Consider the following 19,752-nt stretch of genomic DNA (forward strand, 5'->3'; position numbering starts at 1 on the left):
CGGTCGCCATGATCTCCACCAAGACTTCACCAGCCTTGGGACCCTCAAGGTCAAGCTCGACAATCTCAAGTGGCTTCTTCGCTTCAAAGGCAACTGCTGCGCGCGTCTTCATGGTATTCGGGTCTCCTAAACTTAACCAAATCGTTGGGCTGGTTGCGCCCTTTTATTTGAACACAATCGTACGGTTGCCATTCAGCATCACGCGGTGCTCCAGATGCAGTTTGACCGCCCGTGACAGAACCCGGCTTTCGGTCTCCTGTCCCTGCGCGATGAGATCGTCAACAGTATCGGCATGATCAACGATCGAAACATCTTGGGTAATGATTGGACCTTCATCTAGGTCGGGCGTCACATAATGCGCCGTAGCGCCGACCATTTTGACGCCGCGCTCATAGGCACGGTGATACGGCTTTGCGCCTTTGAAACCCGGCAGGAAGCTGTGGTGAATGTTGATAACGCGCCCATCGAGCTTGCGGCAAAGCTGATCTGAAAGCACCTGCATATAACGGGCGAGGATGACGAGATCGACATTCTGCTCTTCGACCATCGCAAGCAGCTTGGCTTCTTGTTCCAGCTTGTTTTCTGGCGTCACCGGCAAATGATAGAAGGGGATGCCCTCATGCTCCGCGCGGCGCTGCCAATTTTGGTGGTTGGAAACGACGCTGGTTATTTCCATCGGCAACCGTTTGGTTGCTGTGCGGTAGAGAAGGTCGTTCAGGCAATGGCCGCCTTGGCTAACCATGATCATCGCGCGCAGCTTCTTACGCAAATCGTGAATGCGCCATTCCAACTGGAACGCCGTAGCAACAGGCAGGAATGCTGCCTCGAAACTTTCCTTCGTCGAACCAGCAGGGCATGTAATGGCGATCCGCATAAAGAATCGTCCGGTTGCTTCATCCCCATATTGCGAGCTTTCGACGATGTTGCAGTCCTGGCTGGCAATTGAATTGGCCACCGCTGCGACGATACCCTTACGGTCATCGCAAACTATCAACAGTACAAAATCTGCTCCCATACCCATTATCAATCCTCATCTCGCAAAACGTGGCACCGCGTAGCCGTCGAAGCTCACGCTATCCATTGCCTCATCCATATATTAGGTCTTCTAATCGCAACATGTAGATGAAATGATTGGTCGGGGAATTTAATTTACCAATCACGAAAATTTGGTCAATTGCTTGACGGGGGCTGCAGTTTCAGTCTTACTGGTGGAGAATTAAAGCCCCCAGAAAATTGGGGGAAGGTTGAGGGGACGAAAATTGAAAAGTTATTTGAAAATTTCGACTGCGGCACTTGTGATTGCATCGGCGAGTGTCGGCATCGGCATAAACCCTGCATTTGCGCAGCAAACAGCTGAAGAGCAGGACCGCGGTATTGCAGATATCGTTGTGACCGCAACACGCCGCGAAGAGTCGGCTAACCGCGTGCCGCTTGCAATTACTGCCTTGGGCGGTGAATCGCTGAACGATCTCAATATCACGAAATTCGACAAGCTCATCGAATATCTGCCGAATGTTCGCGCTGCTTCGCGCGGTCCAGGTGCATCGTCCATCTTCATCCGTGGTCTTTCAACGGATTCGCCAGGCCTGCAAATCGCCGGTACCGCTGGCGCGCAGCCTACGGTCGCATTGTACATCAACGACGCGCCAGCATCGCTCGTCGGACGTAACCTTGATCTTTATGCGGTTGATCTTCAGCGCGTCGAAGTTCTGGCAGGTCCGCAGGGCACTCTCTTTGGCGCAAGTGCGATGGGTGGCGCGGTTCGCTACATCACCAACAAGCCTGATGCGAGCGCGTTTAGCGCTGGTTTCAACTCGAGCTATGCCTTTACCAAGGGTGGCGAAGAAAGCGTCGCTGGCGATGCCTTTATCAACATCCCGATCATTCAGGACAAGCTGGCAATCCGCGCTGTGTTCTATACCGACCGTCAGGGTGGTTATATCGACAATATCGCAGGAACATATCAAATGCCGTTCAACGGCAATGTGGGCGTCGCTGGAAAATTGCCAACGGGTAACCCATTGTTGGTCATGCGCGCAATTCAGTCTTGCCAAGCCACTGCCACAACTGCGGTTCCGAATTGCACAGGTAGCCTTTACCGTGCGCCAACGCGTCAGACGATCAACAATGACGCATTTGTAGAAGATAACTACAACGACGCCACCTACCGCGGTGGCCGTGTTGCGCTGACTTGGAAAGTCACCGACGATTGGTCTGTTGATCTGATGCATGTGCGTCAGGAACTCGACACGGACGGTGTATTCGACTTCGAACCTGATGTGGGCGACCTGAAGGTTACCAAGTTCAATGACAACTCGCTGCGCGACCGCGTAAGCCTCTCGACATGGGGCGTAAATGGTCGCCTTGGCGCTCTCGATTTGATCTACACCGGTTCGTTCCTGAAGCATCGTGCAACGCAAGTTGCCGATTATGCCGGATATTCGAACATCGGTCTCTATCTGCCTTATTATGAATGCGATCGCGGCGTGTATTACACCGCAGCGTATAACGGCAATATCGGCAATACCTGCTATGCGCCGAGCAAAAGCTATCAGGTTCGTAACCGGACTGAGCGTATGACGCATGAGTTCCGCGTAACAACGCCTGCTGACAAGCGTCTTCGCGGTACCTTTGGCTTGTTCTACGATGATAACAAATTGTTCGACAATACCGACTGGTCATATCTGCAACAGGCCGCTGGCTTCATCTATCGCCGTGCACCAAATACGTCGGTAAACGCCAATGACAAGAGTGTGCGCTCTGTCAATGTTGGCTTCTTCAACGACATCCAGCGTAAGGATACGCAGTTTGCTGCTTATGGTGAAGCGTCCTTTGATATCGTTCCGGACAAGCTGACTTTCACCGGCGGTCTTCGTTATTATGATGAAAAGGCTTCCATCAACGGTTCGTCGAATGGCAGCTTTGGCGGTGCACGTGGTGTTTATAACGCCACTACCGGAACCTACACGGCTGCAACTTCAGGTCCAACGACGTATAATGTCAGCGCCAACCTGAACGTGCTTTATGCAGATGCGTCGCCAGCAAAGTATAGCGGCACGTTGTACAAAGCCAACTTGACCTATCGCCTCGATGAATCTTCGTTGGTTTATGCGACATACTCGGATGGTTTCCGCCCAGGTGGCTTCAACCGTCGTCCTTGCCGCGTACCAAGTGCGATTTGCCCTACCAATGCAGACTTTGTCCGTTTGGGTACCTATGTACCTGACAAGGTGCAAAACTATGAAGTTGGTGGTAAATTCTCGCTGCTTGATCGTCGTTTGCAGGTTAACTTCGCTGCGTATCAGATTGACTGGAGCAACATCCAGATCACTGTTTTCGACCAGAACATCTCGAACCAAACATTCACCACGAACTTGGTGGATGCACGGATCCGGGGTCTGGAAGGCGACGTAACATGGCGCACTACGCCGGAATTGACGTTTAACAGCGCATTTTCGTACAACGACTCTGAAATGACGAAGTACCGGAAGAGCACAACAGTGCTCCGTCCGCTCGGTGGTCCGCTTGCTTTGAGCCCCAAATTCCAGTTCAATGCGCGTCTGCATTGGGAAAAGGAACTTGCCTCGGGTCTTGCTCCGTTCGCCCAGATTGGTGTTCATTATGTTGGAAAGAGCGTCTCTGACGTTATCGACAACGTAAACATCAAGTATCAATCGTTCAATCCGACACTGGGCTATGCTGGATCCATTCCTGTCACCTACAATGGTGTCACGGTGCGGCCTGGCGACGTCATTGCGCCAATTCCAGGTGCACAGAAGCTTGACTCATACAGCACGGCTTCGGCATCGCTTGGTGTCTCGAAAGACGAGTGGCGTTTGGAATTGTTTGGTGACAACCTGACCGACGAACGTCCCGAGCTTTACAAGAGCGGGAACGACGGTGAGCTGCGTACAACGACCTCGCGTCCACGCACAATCGGCCTGCGTTTCTCGTACAAGATTTAAGCAACATGGCGGGCGCCCCTGGGAAACCGGGGGCGCTTTGCCACATTTGCATTTCTGCGTTGCGTCAAGCGTATGAAGTGCGGCAGGGTTCGTGCAACCGTTCGTCACAATATGGGAGAGTAGGTGACAATGTTGGCCGAGGCCTCGCAGGATAATATTGACGCCATGTTGCGTGAAGCGCGGTCGCATTTGCAAAATGCCCGCTTTGCCGACGCGGAGGCTTTGTGCGCGCGCATATTGGAAGCCGCGCCAGATAACATTGACGCTCTGTACACTTTGGCGGTAACGCAGCGGATGCAGCGTCAGGTTCCTGCGGCGCTCACCACACTTGATAAATTGATTGCGATCGACGCTGGCTACGGCCGTGCGTGGCAAGAACGCGGGCATTGTTTTCGTGATAGCGGTTTGCCAGAAGAGGCAATCGCAGCGTACCAGCGCGCAGTGACCCACAACGGGGCATTGGTCGCAAGCTGGCGTATACTTTCACAAATGCATGATAAAGCCGGGCGCGAGGGGCCAGCTAATTTTGCGCATGCCCAATATACCCATCTTTCCGCACTTCCGCCTGAGTTGCTAAGCGTTGCTAGCTTCATTCAGGAAGGGCGTATCTACAAGGCAGAGCAATTGTGCCGCGCATTCCTGCAACGCAACGGTCATCATGTTGAGGCGATGCGCCTGCTTGCCGACATCGGCATGAAATTCAACGCCTATGACGAAGCGGAATTTTTGCTGGAGTCTTGCAAGGTATTGGAGCCCGATAATGTCAGCGCGCATTTCGATTATGTGAAAGTATTGCGCAAACGCCAGAAATTCGAACTGGCACTCAGCGAAGCTTCGGAATTGCGCGCAAAAGAACCGGGTAATCCTGAGTTTGAAATGCTGTACGCCAATGAAAATCTGGCCGTCGGCAATTTTGATGAAGCGATGCTGATTTATGAGGCCCTGCTCGGGTCTATGCCGAATAATCCAGGCATAAACCTGACCTACGGCCATGCGCTTAAGACCGTCGGGCGGCAGGATGATGCCATTTCTGCCTATCGCCGCGCCTATCAAGTTCGGCCAGACTGCGGTGATGCCTATTGGAGCTTGGCCAATCTCAAGACATATCGCTTTGACGATAGTGAGATTGCCCAAATGCGGGAACGACAAGCGTCGCCCATGACCGCGCTGGATGACCGGTATCACCTCTGTTTTGCCTTGGGTAAGGCGCTTGAGGATCGCGGCGAACATAATGCTTCGTTCGAATATTATGAGCTTGGTAACCGTTTGAAGCGCGAGGAACTGAAGTATGATCCCGCAAGACTTACGAACGAAATGCGGCTGCAGCGCGAATTGGTGACCACGGATCTGCTTGGGAAATTTTCCGGTGCAGGCTGCCCGGCGCGGGACCCGATTTTCATTGTCGGCTTGCCGCGTGCGGGTTCGACCTTGCTCGAGCAAATTCTTGCATCGCACAGTCAGGTCGAAGGGACGATGGAGCTCCCGAATATCTTTGCGTTGGCCTTCCGGCTTGACCGGCAGCGCGTTGTGGGCGAGGCGCCCGAATATCCCGGCAACTTGGCGGATTTGACGCACGAAGACGTCACCCGCTTTGGCGAAGAATTTATCCGCGACACGCAGATATACCGCAAGGGCGGCACGCCTTTTTTCATTGATAAAATGCCGAACAATTTCCGTCACATCGGCCTCATCAACATGATTTTGCCGAATGCCAAGATTATCGATGCGCGGCGCGGGGCCATGGGATGCTGTTTCAGCGGGTTTAAGCAACTCTTCGCCGAAGGTCAGGAATTCACTTACGGGCTTGAAGAAGTGGGCCAATATTACACTGACTATGTGCAGTTAATGGACCATTGGGATAATGTGTTGCCCGGCAAGATATTGCGCGTCCGGTACGAGGAAGTCGTTGCCGATCTGGAAACGCAGGTCCGGCGTTTGCTCGACTATTGCGGCCTTCCTTTTGAAGAGGCGTGTCTCAATTTCCACCAGAATGAACGCGCGGTTCGCACCGCGAGTTCGGAACAGGTGCGACAACCGATTTTCAAAAGCGGCGTTGATCAATGGGAGAATTTCAGCGAATTTCTCGATCCGCTGCGTAAAAAATTAGGGCCTGAACTGGCTGCAACCTGAGGAGGAATTTTATGACTGACAATGCGCCGACGGCTCCAATACGTGTCGATGAAGTCTCCTCGCTGGGGCAGCGTTGGTATGTCCTCATCATCATGATGCTGGTGTACACGATCAGCATTGCTGACCGTTATGTTTTGTCCACATTGCTTGGACCCATCAGCAAAGAATTGAACCTGACGGATACAGAGACCGCATGGCTTGGCCTTCCGCTGGCGCTTTTTTATGTCGTCATGGGTATCCCCTTGTCATGGTTGTGTGACCGGACCAATCGTCGCAACCTTCTGGCGGCGTCGGTCGCCGTTTGGTCATTTATGACAGCCATTACCGGTTATACGCGCGGGTATTTTGATTTGTTGTTGGCGCGTGTTGGCGTTGGCATTGGTGAGGCTGGGGGCACACCTGCATGCAATTCTATCATTGCCGACTATTTCCTTGCTGACCGGCGCTCGATGGCCATGACCGTGTTTGCACTTGGTGCGCCCATTGGGGCGTGGCTTGGTTCGGACATTGCGGGCTATGTCTCTACATTATACGGGTGGCGCGCCGCTTTCTTAGTGCTGGGCGTACCCGGGATCATTTTGGCGTTGATCATCATGGTAACGATTAAGGAACCCAAACGCGGGCGCCTTGATCTCGTGCAGGAAGAAAAGGCGCCGACGGTCATGGAAACGCTAAAATTCCTCTGGTCACAAAAATCGGCGGTGCATGCGATGACCGGAAGCGGCCTGTCGGCTTTTTGGGGTTGGGGATTGATGTGGTTCACACCGTTATTCCTGCAGCGCACTTATGGCATGGATGAAGGCGAAGCCGGCGGCATGTTAGGCTGGATTTACCTTATCGGCGGTATTGGTGCGTCGTTGTTGACCGCATGGGTGGTGGCGCGCCCCACTTATACCGATCCCCGAAAAATCGCCCGTCTTTTGGCCGTGGTAACGGCATTGGCCACTGTCCCGTCATTCCTTGCATATTATACACGGGATCTGGGGCTGGCGCAGGTCATGTGGTGGTTGTTTATTCCGGCCATTTATTTCTACATCGGCCCGGCATTTGCATTGTGTCAGAACTTGGCTGCACCGAAAATGCGGTCCATGGCTGTGGCGATATCTTTGCTTGTTGCCAATGTGCTCAACCTGATTATCGCGCCGGCAATTGTTGGCGGCCTCAGCGACTTTTTTGACGCTGCAGGTGGCGGCAATGCCGATTCCCTGCGTCTTGCACAGCTCATTCTCGCGCCAACCGGCCTGTGGGCGGCATGGCATTATTGGCGCGCCGAAAAATACATAGTTGAAGATCAAAAGAGAGCCATTGGATATGTCTAATTCCCCGCTAAAGTCTTATATCAATGGCGCGTGGGTTTTGCCTGCGACGTCCACTGCAACGGTGGATGCCGTCAATCCTGCCACAGAAGAAGTCTGCGCCGTCGTTGCGGTTTGCGGCCGTGACGATGTCGAATTGGCCGTCACAGCCGCACGCGCTGCGTTTGATGGATATGCAGCGACCACGCTTGAGCATCGCATTGCTTTGGTGGAAAAGCTGATCACCATTTTCGAACGACGTTACGGAGAAATGGTAACCGCCATTTCGACCGAGATGGGTGCGCCATATGATCTGTCGCATGACGCGCAGGCGGAAAGCGGCCCCGGCCATTTACGCGCAACGGTTAAGGCCGTGCGCGAAATGGCGTGGGATTATGATGTTGGCACAGATGGCATCGTCACGCATGAGCCTATCGGCGTTTGCGTGCTGATCACGCCATGGAACTGGCCGATTAACCAGATCGTGTGCAAGGTCGGTCCCGCATTGATTACGGGCTGCACGATGGTTTTGAAACCAAGCGAGATGGCGCCGCTGTCGGCGCAGCTGTTCGCTGAAATGGTCGAGGAAGCCGGTTTCCCCAAAGGCGTGTTCAATATGATCCATGGCACCGGCGCTTCCGTCGGTGACGCGCTGACCAGCCACCCTGAAGTCGATATGATCTCGTTTACCGGATCGACGCGCGCAGGCGTCCAGATCGCCAAAAATGCCGCAGATACTGTGAAGCGCGTTGCGCAGGAACTGGGTGGCAAGTCCGCCAATATCGTTTTTGCGGACAGTGATTTGGAGGCTGCGGTCACGCGCGGTGTGCTGCATTGCTTCGGAAATACTGGTCAGTCGTGCAACGCCCCGACCCGCATGCTTGTGGAACAATCGGTCTACGACGAAGCAGTGGCGATTGCAGCCCGCGTTGCGAAGGCCGCGAAGCTTGGCGACCCGATGGATAAGGGCCCGCATTATGGCCCCGTTGTCAGCAAGGCACATTATGACAAGATACAGGGCCTGATTCAGGTCGGCATCGATGAAGGTGCACAGCTTGTTGCCGGCGGCACAGGCCGGGCCGATGGCTTTGACCGCGGCTATTATGTGAAACCGACGGTTTTTGCGGGCGTGCACAACAAGATGCGGATTGCCCAAGAAGAAGTGTTTGGCCCTGTGCTGGTGCTGATTCCGTTTAAGGACGAAGCCGACGCCATCGCGATTGCCAATGACTCGCCATATGGGCTCTATGCCTATGTGCAGACCGGTGACTTGGACCGCGCACGCCGCGTTTCGCGTTTAATGCGGGCGGGCGGCGTGAGCATCAATGGCACAAGCCAAGACTATATGGCGCCGTTTGGCGGGTATAAGCAGTCAGGCAATGGCCGCGAATATGGCGAATTTGGCGTGCGCGATTTCCTTGAGATCAAATCGATCAGCGGGTTCCGCGTTCCATGAAACTCACCGATATCGAAACCTTCGTCGTTGGCAATCCGCCACCGCATTTTGGCGGCCGCTATTTCGTGTTCGTCAAACTGACAACCGACAGTGGGGTATCGGGTATCGGCGAGGCATATTGCGTCCCGTTCGAACCGCATCTGGTTGCCAAAATGATAGAGGATGTGTTCGCGCGCTACGTCGCCGGAAATGATCCGCACGATATCGAAAATATGTGGCGCCGCGTCTATTCCAGCGGCTTTACGCAGCACCCCGACCTCACGCTCATGGGCGTTTTGTCCGCGCTCGAAATGGCCTGTTGGGACATCATTGGCAAGGAAGCAAATAAGCCAGTCTATAAGCTGCTCGGCGGTCAGGTGCACGAACGGTTGCGCGCCTACACCTATATCTACCCGCGGCCCGGCGACACAAAGGATGTTTATCACGACCCTGACCTCGCGGCAGAACGGTCGGCAGAATATTTGAGCCAAGGTTTTACCGCGCTGAAGTTTGATCCTGCCGGACCATATTCGGCGTTTGACGGACGGCAGCTGTCGTTGGAGGCGCTTGACCTGTGCGAGCGGTTTGCCAAGTCGCTGCGCGAAGCGGTTGGCATGAAAGCGGACCTATTGTTCGGGACACATGGCCAAATGACGGCCGCAGGTGCGATCCGGCTTGCCAAACGGCTTGAGCCATATGATCCGCTCTGGTTGGAAGAACCCGTACCCCCTGATGCACCTGAGGAGATGGCCAAGGTTGCACGGGCAACGTCGATACCCGTTGCCACCGGTGAGCGGCTGACAACCAAATATGATTTCGCGCGGCTGTTGCGTGCAGGCGCGGCCGCAATATTGCAAATGAACCTTGGCCGGGTTGGCGGCATATTGGAGGCGAAGAAGATTGCCGCAATGGCCGAAGTCGATCATGTGCAGATTGCACCGCATCTCTATTGCGGACCAATCGTTGGCGCAGCCAATATCCAGATTGCGACTTGCTCGCCAAACTTCCTCATACTGGAAAGCATTGAGACGTGGGGCGGTTTCCATACGGAAATTTTGAAATCGCCCATCCGGTTTGAAGAGGGGCATGTCATTCCATCGACTGCGCCGGGTCTGGGTGTCGAACTGAACGAAGATGTCGCCCGCGCCAATCCCTATACTGGTGATATGCTGCACCTCGAAATGACGCAGCACCCCGTTCAGTGACCGAGGAATTCGACTATATCATCGTCGGCGCAGGCACGGCGGGCTGTGTGCTGGCCAACCGGTTGACCGAAGATGGCAAGTATAGCGTCTTATTGTTGGAGGCCGGTGGAAGCGATCTTTCGATCTGGATCCAAATGCCCATTGGCTATGGACGCACCTTTTTCGATAAGCGGATTAACTGGATGTACGATACCGCGCCCGTTGAGGCGCTGGGCGGTCGGCAGAGCTATTGGCCGCGCGGTAAGGTCGTTGGTGGATCAGGCTCCATCAACGCGATGGTCTATGTGCGCGGCCAGCCCCGCGATTTCGATGATTGGAAAGCCTTGGGCAATGCAGGCTGGGGTTGGGACGATGTCCTGCCCTATTTCAAAAAGTCAGAGGATTTTGACTGGCACAGCGCGCACCATGGTCAGGGTGGGCCGCAACATGTCACCGACATCTCTCCCTTTGCCCATCCCATTTGCCGCAGCTTTATTGAAGCCGCGCAGACATTAGGCTTTGCTGCGAGCAACGACCTCAATGGCGGTACATCTGAAGGGGTTGGCTATTATCAAATCAATACACGCGGTGGTTGGCGCGCGTCCACCGCGAACGCGTTTCTGCATCCGGCACGCAAGCGCAAGACGCTGAAGCTTAAGACCATGGCGCACGCGACGCGCATTTTGTTTGAGGGCCGGCGCGCGGTCGGCGTTGCGTACACATGCAAAGGCGCGCAATTAGAGGCGAAGGCGCGACGCGAAGTGATCCTGTCCGGCGGCGCGATTAACTCACCGCAATTGCTGATGCTGTCGGGTATCGGCGATGCAAGCCATCTGAAGAATGTCGGTATCGAACCGATTGTCGATGCACAGGCCGTGGGCCGTAATTTGCAGGACCATATTGCAGTGTCCTATTTCTACAAAGTCCGCACGGCGACGCTGAATGATGTGCTGCATCCGGTCTTGGGCAAAATCCGCGCTGGATTGCGCTATATGGCCGACCGGGCGGGGCCGCTGTCGTTGAGCGTCAATCAAAGCGGGGGTTTTGTGCGCAGCGATGCAACGAAAAAGCACCCGAATTTGCAGCTCTATTTCAGTCCGGTCAGCTACACCAAAACACCATTGTCAGAACGAAAGCTGCTCAACCCGGATCCATTCTCGGCGTTTCTGCTGTCGCATAACCCCTGTCGCCCGACCAGTCGGGGGCATATTGAGCTCGCTTGCGCCGACCCTGCCAAATATCCGGTCATCCACCCGAACTATCTCGCAACGCAAGCCGATATTGACGATGTGCTGGCCGGTAACCGATTGCTGAAGCAAATTGCGCGCACAAAGCCGCTTGCGGATATCATCACCGAAGAGCTCATTCCCGGCGCGCATGTCGATGGCGATGAAGCCCTGCTCGCGGATTTTCGGGCACGCGCCGATACCGTCTATCATCCCACAAGCACCTGCATGATGGGCCCGGATGCAGCGACCTCCGTGGTCGATGTCCGCTTACGTGTGCATGGTGTGGATGGCTTGCGGGTCATCGACGCCTCGGTGTTTCCGACAATCACATCCGGCAACACCAACGCCCCGACGGTGATGGTCGCTGAAAAGGGCGCGGCCATGATTTTGGAAGATGCAAAAAACATGCGTTAATTTTATTTACCAGTCCTTTTCGGCTGTGCTACCTCATCATGAGTGCGCGAATCCGGGGAGGGAGTGGCGATGCATCCGAAGATCGATCTAAAGCAGTTGCCGCCGTTAAAGGCGCTAAAGGGTTTTGAGGCGGCAACCCGTCACCAAAGCATCCGCGATGCAGCGGACGAGCTTTGCCTCACCCATCCTGCGGTCAGCCATCAGGTCCAGCTGATTGAAGATGCGCTTGGCGTGACGTTGTTCGTCCAGGAAGGGCGGCATATCGTGTCGACCGAAGAAGGTAAGGTTCTCTATCCTTATGTCCGCGCTGCGTTTGAATCGTTGCTGGAGGGGGTTGAAGAAGTCCACCGGCACGCGCTGGACAAGCCACTTCGCGTGCAGACCTATGTGACCGCGTCGATACGTTGGCTCGCAAAGCGTGTGCCGCAGTTTCTGGCGGATCACCCGGAGGTAAAGCTGACGCTCAACACATGTGCTGTTGAATGGGAATTTGACGATGTCCACGCGGATGTAGGACTTGTCTATTGCGCATCAGAACCCGACGCGACCAAATTTCATTGGGTTCCGCTGTATGAATATGCGCTGTTTCCGGTCTGTAGCCCGGCCGTTGCAGAGGCGATGGGTCCAAATCCCACCCCGCAGACCTTAATGACCAAGCCACTTGTTGCCATCTATACCGAAGTGCAAAATTGGGAGACGTGGTTCGCTTCGGCCGGTTCGGCGTTTGAGCCTTCCGTGCCCTATCTCATGGTTGATACCTTGGCCGTTGCGCTGGAAATGGCGCTGAACGGCGAAGGCATTGCTCTGGTCAACGGCCCGTTTGTCGATCAGGATCTGGCCGCCGGTCGGCTTGTTCAGCCCGTTGGGCATAAAGCAGTATGCCCCGGCGCATGGGGCCTTATCTGCCGCAAGGATATGAAAGAAAATCTCCGCATTCGGACATTCATGGATTGGGTGGCCAATAATGTCGAAGACAGCCGTTCAGGCGTCGCAGGTTAACGCTTTGGCACGACCTCATAGCCCGGCTCTTCAGGTTCATCGTCTACCATATCGGCCGGAAATCCGGTGCCCAAAACCTTAATGCCCAACGGCTCTTCATAGCGACGTATGATGTTGGGTGAAAATTCGCGAGGGCCGTAGGCTTCTTCGCCTTCCTTAAAGATTTTCACGATAAGCGGCGACAGTTCAACGGGGACATGTGCCGCTTGGGCAATTTTGTCGAACAGGCCCACGTCCTTGCTGACGAGGTCCATCGTGAAATTGATATCGCGGCTGCCGTTGAGGATGACTTGGCTTTCGGTTTCGTGGACGAAGCTGTTGCCCGATGAAATCCGGATCGCTTCATATGTGGTGTTCATATCAAGCCCGATGGCTTTGCATGTGGTCAACGCCTCGGCCAGTGCAACGAGATGTACCGTGCAGAGATAGTTGGTCATCACCTTCAATTGCGACGCGGTGCCAAGGTCGCCGGTGTGCAATATGCGACGTCCCATTGTCGTCAAAACCGGCAGAACAAATTCGAACGCCGCGCGCGGGCCGCCTGCAAAAATCGCAATATTGCCGGTGTCCGCACGATGGCAGCCGCCCGAAACCGGGCATTCCATGAACATCGCACCACGCGCCTCAACCAAAGCGCCGAGCCGGATGACTTCGCTATAATCGGTTGTGCTCATTTCGAGCCAAACCTGACCCGGGCGCATGATTTGAAGAAATCCGTCCGCGCCCTCGGCCACGGCAGCGCTGGCCGCGGGCGATGGCAAGCAGGTAATGATGAGGTCGACGGCTTCACCCAATTCTTTTGGTGATGCCGCCGAGGATGCACCCCGGTTGACATATTCGGCAACGAGTGCGGCATCAAGGTCGCGTACAGTTACGTCATGACCGTTGCGGATCAGGCTGCCTGCCAGTTTTCCGCCAACATTGCCAAGGCCGATAAATCCGATTTTCATGATTGCACCCAGTTCATTTACAACGGGCAATATGCGCCCTTTGGAAAAGTTAGAGCGCCGTCGATGCGCGGCCACAATTGAAAAATTTGGCCAATTGGGTGAATTATTTTGCACCGCGCCCTAACCAGTCCACGCGGCTGGGCGCTATTTACGTAACGCTATAGCCAAGCGTGGCGGACAGAGCTTCGGCCAGCCTATTGCGGGCAAGCGCGCAGACAACTTTTCGATCTGCAAGTGCGCCCGGATCAAAGGGTTCGAGAAAGTGGACGTCCACTGCGTAAGTGCCGGGCCGTGTAAATGCCCGCCATGCGCTTTCCCAGCCGGTCTCTTCACCCACCCAAGCGATGTCCGGGGCGTTGGCACCGAAGTCCAAAAGAACCGGCTGAATCATCATTGGCTTGGGCGGCGGTGCCAATGTCGCAAACAAGGACTGTTTGAACGGCAATAGCCCACGTCCGTCCGAGGTCGTCCCTTCCGGGAAAAGTGTCACCGACCAGTTTTCGGCGATAGCTTCGCGTAATTCGGCCACTTGCTGCGTAACATTTTGTTTTTCCGTGCGGCTGATGAAAACCGTGCGGTTCAGCTTTGCAAGCCAGCCAATGATGGGCCAGTCGCGCACGCCATCCTGCGCGACAAAGGAGGAACCGGTAATGCCTGCCAATATCGGGATATCGTGCCATGAAATATGGTTGGCGACAAAGAACACATCCCGGCGGAGGGGGCTGCCATGCACATGAACGCGCGCGCCCAAGGCGCGGGCGGCAATGCGCAAGAATAACATCGCCCATGGCGACGGTAATCGCAGCAGATGCCAGACAAGATGAAGCGGCAATAAAACGGCGAGCGGCACCGCAATCCACACGACGCGCATGGCGCACAGGAAATATGCCTGTAGCTGAACCTTTGGTATCGCAATGCTAATAGTCGCCATCGGGTTCCGCTTTAAAATTGGGACAATAATTTAATCTTAACGTGCTTAGCCGCCGACTGTGACTTTCCGATGACGGTCCCGCGCAATTTTCGTTCGCGGAACGTTGGCATATCATGGTTTATCGCTTTTTCAAACGAAGCGCATCCCAACTGGCGTCGGCCAGCCACCCACCGTCGACCGGCAAGCTTGCGCCATTGATAAAGCTGTCGTCATGCGCAAGAAACGCAATGGCCCGGGCGACATCCTCTGGCTTGGCAAAACGGCCCATGGGAACGCGGTCAATGATATCACTATCGGAATAGGCGCCCGAGCCTTGATCGGCCTCATCCATTTCCGTTTTAATCCAGCCGGGACACACGGCGTTCACACGCACACCGCGGCCGCCCCATTCTGCCGCAAGCGTTCGCGTCAGTCCGACCAATCCATGCTTTGACGCGTTGTAGGCGGATCGATCAATAACACCGTGAAGGCCAGCAATTGAAGCAACGTTGATAATATTGCCTCGGTTACGCCCAAGCATCTGCTTTCCGATTTCGCGGCACAGCAAAAACGGTCCGGTCAGGTTGATGTTCATGACGCGCTGCCACTGTTCGATACTGGTCGTTTCGGCGCTGCAAATCAAACTGATGCCGGCGTTGTTGACCAACACGTCTGCGGCGCCATGCTCGCGGGCAATTTTCTCGGCCAGTTCGACGACAAATTCTTCAGAGGAAATGTCGCCCGAAAGCGCGGATACGCTCCCGCCCAGAGCGACCAATGCTTCGACTTGCGCATCCAAGGGCTGCACGTCGGTTATGACAACATGATAGCCTTTTTCGGCGAAATGCCTTGCCGTTGCAAAGCCAACGCCCTGTGCAGCACCCGTAACCAACGCAACTTTCATAGCCCCACCTTTATATTCGCAATCAAACTTGTGCACCTTACTGACACAGGCGCGCCCAATCCAAAAATTTTTTTAACCGGTCCCGTCATATTCCCCATTTGTGTCTGATGGCAAACCGGCCCTAAGGTTGTGGTATAAGGAGCAGGGCTTTTATGCAAACATCGGCACGAGTGGTCATAATCGGCGGCGGCATAATGGGGGCTTCATTGCTTTACCATCTCGCTGAACTCGGGTGGACGGACTGTCTGCTGATCGAAAAAGATGAGTTGACCTCCGGCTCGACATGGCACGCGGCTGGCCAGTGCCCCAATATCACGGGCAGCTTCAACCTTGCCAAGATGCATGCCTATAGCAATGACCTCTATCCGCGGCTGGAAGGTCTGACCGGGCAATATGTCAGTTGGCATAAATCCGGCGGCATCCGTCTTGCCACCAATGAGCGCGAGCTGGCGTGGATGCGCTACATTCAGGGCTTTTCGAAAATCATCGGTTTCGAGATGGAGATTATCCCGCCTGAAGAAATTCTCCGTCACAACCCATTCATGACCCTTGATGGTGTCATCGCCGGTGCGCGGACGACCGAAGACGGACATGCTGACCCGTCGGGTATCTGCAACGCACTCGCCATTGGTGCCAAGAATATGGGCGCCAAAATTGTGCGCAAAAACCGCGTGACGGGCCTGACGCAATTGCCATCTGGCGAATGGGATGTGGAAACGGAAAAGGGCACGGTCCGGGCCGAAATAGTCGTAAATGCCGCGGGCTGCTATGCCCGGCAAATCGCGCAAATGGCGGGCATCGATATTCCAGTGACGAACATGGAACATCATTATGTTGTCACCGATCCGATCCCCGCATTCAAAGATCGCGATGAAGAAATACCGGTCATGCGTTGCCCCCATGTGTCGGGATATTTCCGGCAGGAGCAGAAAAGCGGACTGATTGGCGTGTACGAAAATACGGGCCTCGCCGAAGCATGGGCGCCGCGCGGTGGAAACCCTGAATGGGATTCGACCAGCGAGTTGTTCCCCGAAGATCTGGAGCGCATCGCCCCATGGCTGGAGCGTGCGATTGAACGGATGCCGATTTTTGGTGAAGTCGGTTTGCGGCGTTTCGTCAATGGCGCGATCCCACATACGCCCGATGGCGGACCTCTGTTGGGACCAGCGGTTGGCCTAAAGAATTTTTGGCATTGTTGCGGCACAAGCTTTGGAATCGCCCAAGGCGGCGGGGCTGGAAAATATCTGGCGCAGTGGATGGTGTTCGGTGACGCCGATATCAACATGACCGAATTCGATCCGCGCCGTTACGGCCCATATGCGGACGAAGATTACAGCCGCGCTAAGGTTTTCCTTGATTACCGTATGACGTTTACGACGCGGCTTCCCGGTGAAGAAGAGCCCGATGGCCGCCCGCAAAAGATGAGCGCGCTATATGGCCGTTTGCTGTCCGCTGGCGCGGTTTATGGCGAAACCTACGGCTGGGAACGGCCCAAATATTTTGCCCTCGACGGCGCAGAAGAAGAAGGCGGCTATCACCGCACGAACAGCTTTGACGCGGTCGCCGCAGAGGTAAAGGCGGTTGCCGAGCGGGTTGGCGTGCTCGACCTGTCCGGCTTTGCGAAATATGATGTGAGCGGACCAGATGCCGAGGCCTTCCTCAACCGGATTTGCGCCAACCGCATGCCCAAGAAATTGGGCGGAATAGGCTTGGTGCACCCGCTTTCGGTGCAGGGCCGCATTTATGGCGAAATGACCGTGACGCGTTTTGCCGATGACCATTTCTACTGCCTCTCGGCAGCAGCGGCTGAACAGCGCGATTGGGATTTGCTGATCCAAAGCAAATTGCCGGACGAAGATGTGACCATCCGCAATCTGACTATGGACCTTGGCGTCCTCGTGATGAACGGCCCGCGTTCGCGCGATGTGCTGGAAAAGCTAACCGACGCCGACCTTAGCAACGAAGGTTTCCGTTGGCTCAGTGGTCAGGAGATCGTGATTGCGGGCATCAATATGCGTGCGCTTCGTGTGTCTTATGCCGGAGAGTTGGGCTGGGAATTGCATCCAGCGATGAAGGACCTCGCGGCACTCTACGAAGCAGTGTGGGAAGCAGGGCAGGAATTCGGCATCGTCAATTACGGACTGTACGCAGCAAACAGTATGCGTGTCGAAAAGGGTTATAAGGCCTGGGGTTCCGAGCTCACCAACGAATTGACGATGATTGAGGCGGACATGCCGCGCTTCATCAATTTCAATAAGGATGATTTCGTCGGCAAGCAGGCGACGTTGGATGCGCCTGATCGCTTCCGCATTGTGTACGGCGCGGTTGATGCAGACAATGTCGATGTGCGCGGTGGCGAACCAATTTTGGTGGGTGACCATTGTATCGGCCTGACGACATCAGGCGGCTATGGACATCGCGTTGGCAAGAGCCTGTTTTTCGCCTGCGTGCCCATTGAAAATGCGGCGCCGGGGTCGCAGTTCGATATCGTGTTACAGGGCGAACGACGCATCGGCACAGTGCTGGAGCACCCTGTTTATGATCCTGATAACGCCAAGATGAAGGTCTGATCCGCGTGGCTGAATTACCCAAAAAGGCAAAAGTCGTCATCATCGGTGGCGGTGTCATCGGCTGTTCGATTGCATATCACCTGACCAAGATCGGTTGGGACGACGTGGTCTTGCTGGAACGCAAGCAATTGACCAGCGGCACGACATGGCATGCGGCGGGGTTGGTCGGGCAGTTGCGGCCCAGCATCAACATGACCAAGCTCGCAAAATATACCGGCGAGCTCTATCGCGGGCTTGAGGCGGAAACCGGCCAAGCCACTGGCTATCGCCAGTGCGGTTCGATTTCGATGGCCACCAATGCCGAACGCTTTGAGGAGCTAAAGCGCAGCGCATCCATGGCCAAGGTATTTGACCTGCCCGTGCATGTCGTGACGCCACAAGAAATCAAAGAGCTGGCCCATATTGTCAATGTCGATGATGTCGTCGGCGGTATTCATATCCCAAGCGACGGCTATGCAAATGCAGTCGATATTACGCAGGCCTTGGCCAAAGGTGCGCGCACTGGCGGCGCTAAAATCTTTGAAAACACCAAAGTCACCAGAATTCGCCACAATGGTGATCGCATCACGGGCGTGGATACGGACGATGGTTCGATTGATGCTGATTATGTCGTCATCTGCGGTGGTATGTGGACGCGCGATTTGGCAGCCAGCGTTGGCGTTGCTGCCCCCTTGCACGCATGTGAGCATTATTATGTTCTATTCGAAGGCGTCGAAGGAATAGACAATACCCTGCCGGTTCTGCGCGATTATGATTATTGTGGTTATTATAAATATGACGCGGGCAAGCTGCTTGTCGGCGCATTTGAACCCAATGCGCGCCCTTGGGGTATGGACGGCATATCCGAAGATTTCTGTTTCGATGAAATTGCGGGAAGCTTTGAACATTTTGAGCCATTGTTGATCGATGCGATGCGCCGTGTGCCTGCACTGGAAAAAGCGGGCATTCAAAAATTCTTCTGCGGTCCCGAAAGCTTCACCCCGGACGTGCGATACCATCTGGGTGAAAGCGCTGAATTGAAAGGCTGCTTTGTTGCCGCTGGCCTCAATTCCATCGGCCTGCAATCGGCGGGCGGCGTGGGCAAGGTCATGGCGGACTGGATCCGTGATGGTATTCCGCCCGCAGACTTGTGGACCGTCGACATCCGCCGCAATATGCCGTTCCAGATTAACCGCAAATATCTGCGCGAACGCGTTACCGAAAGCCTCGGCCTATTGTACGCGACGCATTATCCGTTCAAGCAATATGAAACCGCACGCGGAGTTCGGAAATCCGCCTTACACGACCGGCTCGTCGCGCAAGGTGCGTGTTTTGGCGAAGCATTTGGCTGGGAACGTGCCAACTGGTATGGTGAACCGGGCAGCACGCCCGAATATGCATATAGCTATGGCCGCCAGAATTGGTTTGAAGCCAATGCCGAGGAATGCAAGGCCGTGCGCGAAGCGGTTGGCCTGTTCGACCAATCAAGTTTCGCCAAATTCCGTCTTGAAGGCCGCGATGCCATGACCGTGCTCAACCGCGTCTGTGCCAACGATGTGGATGTTGCCCCGGGCAAGCTGGTCTATACCCAATGGCTCAATGAAAAGGGCGGTATTGAGGCTGACCTGACCGTCACACGCCTCTCGGAAACCGCATATCTTATCGTCACCGGCGCTGAAACCGAGGTGAAGGATTTCAACTGGTTGAAACGCCATACGCCCGAAGATGCACATGCCGTGCTGACCAATGTGTCGTCAGGCATGGGTGTCATTTCGATCATGGGACCCA

13 protein-coding genes and 1 pseudogene are annotated in these 19,752 nt (G+C 55.0%); 9 read left to right on the forward strand and 5 right to left on the reverse strand.

Going from position 1 to position 19,752, the window contains the following annotated elements; all coding sequences use genetic code 11:
- A pseudogene (locus ACIQZK_RS09315) lies at window positions 1–112 on the reverse strand (S-(hydroxymethyl)glutathione dehydrogenase); the annotation flags it as partial.
- A gap of 51 nt (window positions 113–163) precedes the next feature.
- The gene (gene purU / locus ACIQZK_RS09320) at window positions 164–1,015 is read right to left on the reverse strand and encodes a formyltetrahydrofolate deformylase (RefSeq protein WP_397575897.1); all 852 of its coding nucleotides are present in this window, start codon (window positions 1,013–1,015) and stop codon (window positions 164–166) included.
- Between the two features lie 244 nt (window positions 1,016–1,259).
- Between purU and ACIQZK_RS09325 the strand changes: the two genes are divergently transcribed.
- From ACIQZK_RS09325 to ACIQZK_RS09355, 7 genes are all read left to right on the forward strand, one after another.
- Window positions 1,260–3,965: a TonB-dependent receptor gene (locus ACIQZK_RS09325; RefSeq protein ID WP_397575886.1), complete on the forward strand. Its 2,706-nt coding sequence runs from the start codon at window positions 1,260–1,262 to the stop codon at window positions 3,963–3,965.
- A 129-nt stretch (window positions 3,966–4,094) separates the two neighbouring features.
- Complete coding sequence (locus ACIQZK_RS09330) at window positions 4,095–6,095, forward strand: tetratricopeptide repeat-containing sulfotransferase family protein (protein ID WP_397575887.1); 2,001 nt, start codon at window positions 4,095–4,097, stop codon at window positions 6,093–6,095.
- 11 nt (window positions 6,096–6,106) lie between these two features.
- Entirely contained in the window at window positions 6,107–7,414 is a 1,308-nt protein-coding gene (locus ACIQZK_RS09335) for a spinster family MFS transporter (RefSeq protein ID WP_397575888.1), read from the forward strand.
- Window positions 7,407–8,846 (forward strand): aldehyde dehydrogenase family protein, encoded by a 1,440-nt coding sequence (locus ACIQZK_RS09340; protein ID WP_397575889.1) that lies wholly within the window; start codon window positions 7,407–7,409, stop codon window positions 8,844–8,846. The genes ACIQZK_RS09335 and ACIQZK_RS09340 overlap by 8 nt, the downstream gene beginning before the upstream one ends.
- The gene (locus tag ACIQZK_RS09345; protein WP_324479354.1) at window positions 8,843–10,030 is read left to right on the forward strand and encodes a mandelate racemase/muconate lactonizing enzyme family protein; all 1,188 of its coding nucleotides are present in this window, start codon (window positions 8,843–8,845) and stop codon (window positions 10,028–10,030) included. Before ACIQZK_RS09340 ends, ACIQZK_RS09345 begins: the two co-directional genes overlap by 4 nt.
- Window positions 10,027–11,652: a GMC family oxidoreductase gene (locus tag ACIQZK_RS09350; RefSeq protein WP_397575890.1), complete on the forward strand. Its 1,626-nt coding sequence runs from the start codon at window positions 10,027–10,029 to the stop codon at window positions 11,650–11,652. The genes ACIQZK_RS09345 and ACIQZK_RS09350 overlap by 4 nt, the downstream gene beginning before the upstream one ends.
- A 69-nt stretch (window positions 11,653–11,721) precedes the next feature.
- Window positions 11,722–12,651, forward strand: coding sequence for a LysR substrate-binding domain-containing protein (locus ACIQZK_RS09355; RefSeq protein WP_397575891.1), 930 nt, complete (start codon window positions 11,722–11,724; stop codon window positions 12,649–12,651).
- Here ACIQZK_RS09355 and ACIQZK_RS09360 read toward each other — a convergent pair.
- From ACIQZK_RS09360 to ACIQZK_RS09370, 3 genes are all read right to left on the reverse strand, one after another.
- Entirely contained in the window at window positions 12,648–13,601 is a 954-nt protein-coding gene (locus tag ACIQZK_RS09360; protein WP_397575892.1) for an NAD(P)-dependent oxidoreductase, read from the reverse strand. The two genes, ACIQZK_RS09355 and ACIQZK_RS09360, sit on opposite strands and share 4 nt — an antisense overlap.
- A 148-nt stretch (window positions 13,602–13,749) precedes the next feature.
- Window positions 13,750–14,532 carry a lysophospholipid acyltransferase family protein gene (locus ACIQZK_RS09365; protein ID WP_397575893.1) on the reverse strand — a complete coding sequence of 261 codons (783 nt, stop codon included), beginning with the start codon at window positions 14,530–14,532 and terminating at the stop codon, window positions 13,750–13,752.
- 118 nt (window positions 14,533–14,650) lie between these two features.
- Window positions 14,651–15,415: an SDR family NAD(P)-dependent oxidoreductase gene (locus ACIQZK_RS09370; RefSeq protein ID WP_397575894.1), complete on the reverse strand. Its 765-nt coding sequence runs from the start codon at window positions 15,413–15,415 to the stop codon at window positions 14,651–14,653.
- A 152-nt stretch (window positions 15,416–15,567) separates the two neighbouring features.
- Between ACIQZK_RS09370 and ACIQZK_RS09375 the strand changes: the two genes are divergently transcribed.
- Window positions 15,568–17,985 (forward strand): FAD-dependent oxidoreductase, encoded by a 2,418-nt coding sequence (locus tag ACIQZK_RS09375; RefSeq protein ID WP_397575895.1) that lies wholly within the window; start codon window positions 15,568–15,570, stop codon window positions 17,983–17,985.
- 5 nt (window positions 17,986–17,990) lie between these two features.
- Window positions 17,991–19,752, forward strand: a 1,762-nt coding sequence (locus ACIQZK_RS09380) for an FAD-dependent oxidoreductase (RefSeq protein ID WP_397575896.1), incomplete at its 3' end; no start/stop codon positions are given.

The sequence above is a fragment of the Sphingorhabdus sp. genome (assembly GCF_044338195.1).
GTDB lineage: Bacteria > Pseudomonadota > Alphaproteobacteria > Sphingomonadales > Sphingomonadaceae > Sphingorhabdus_B.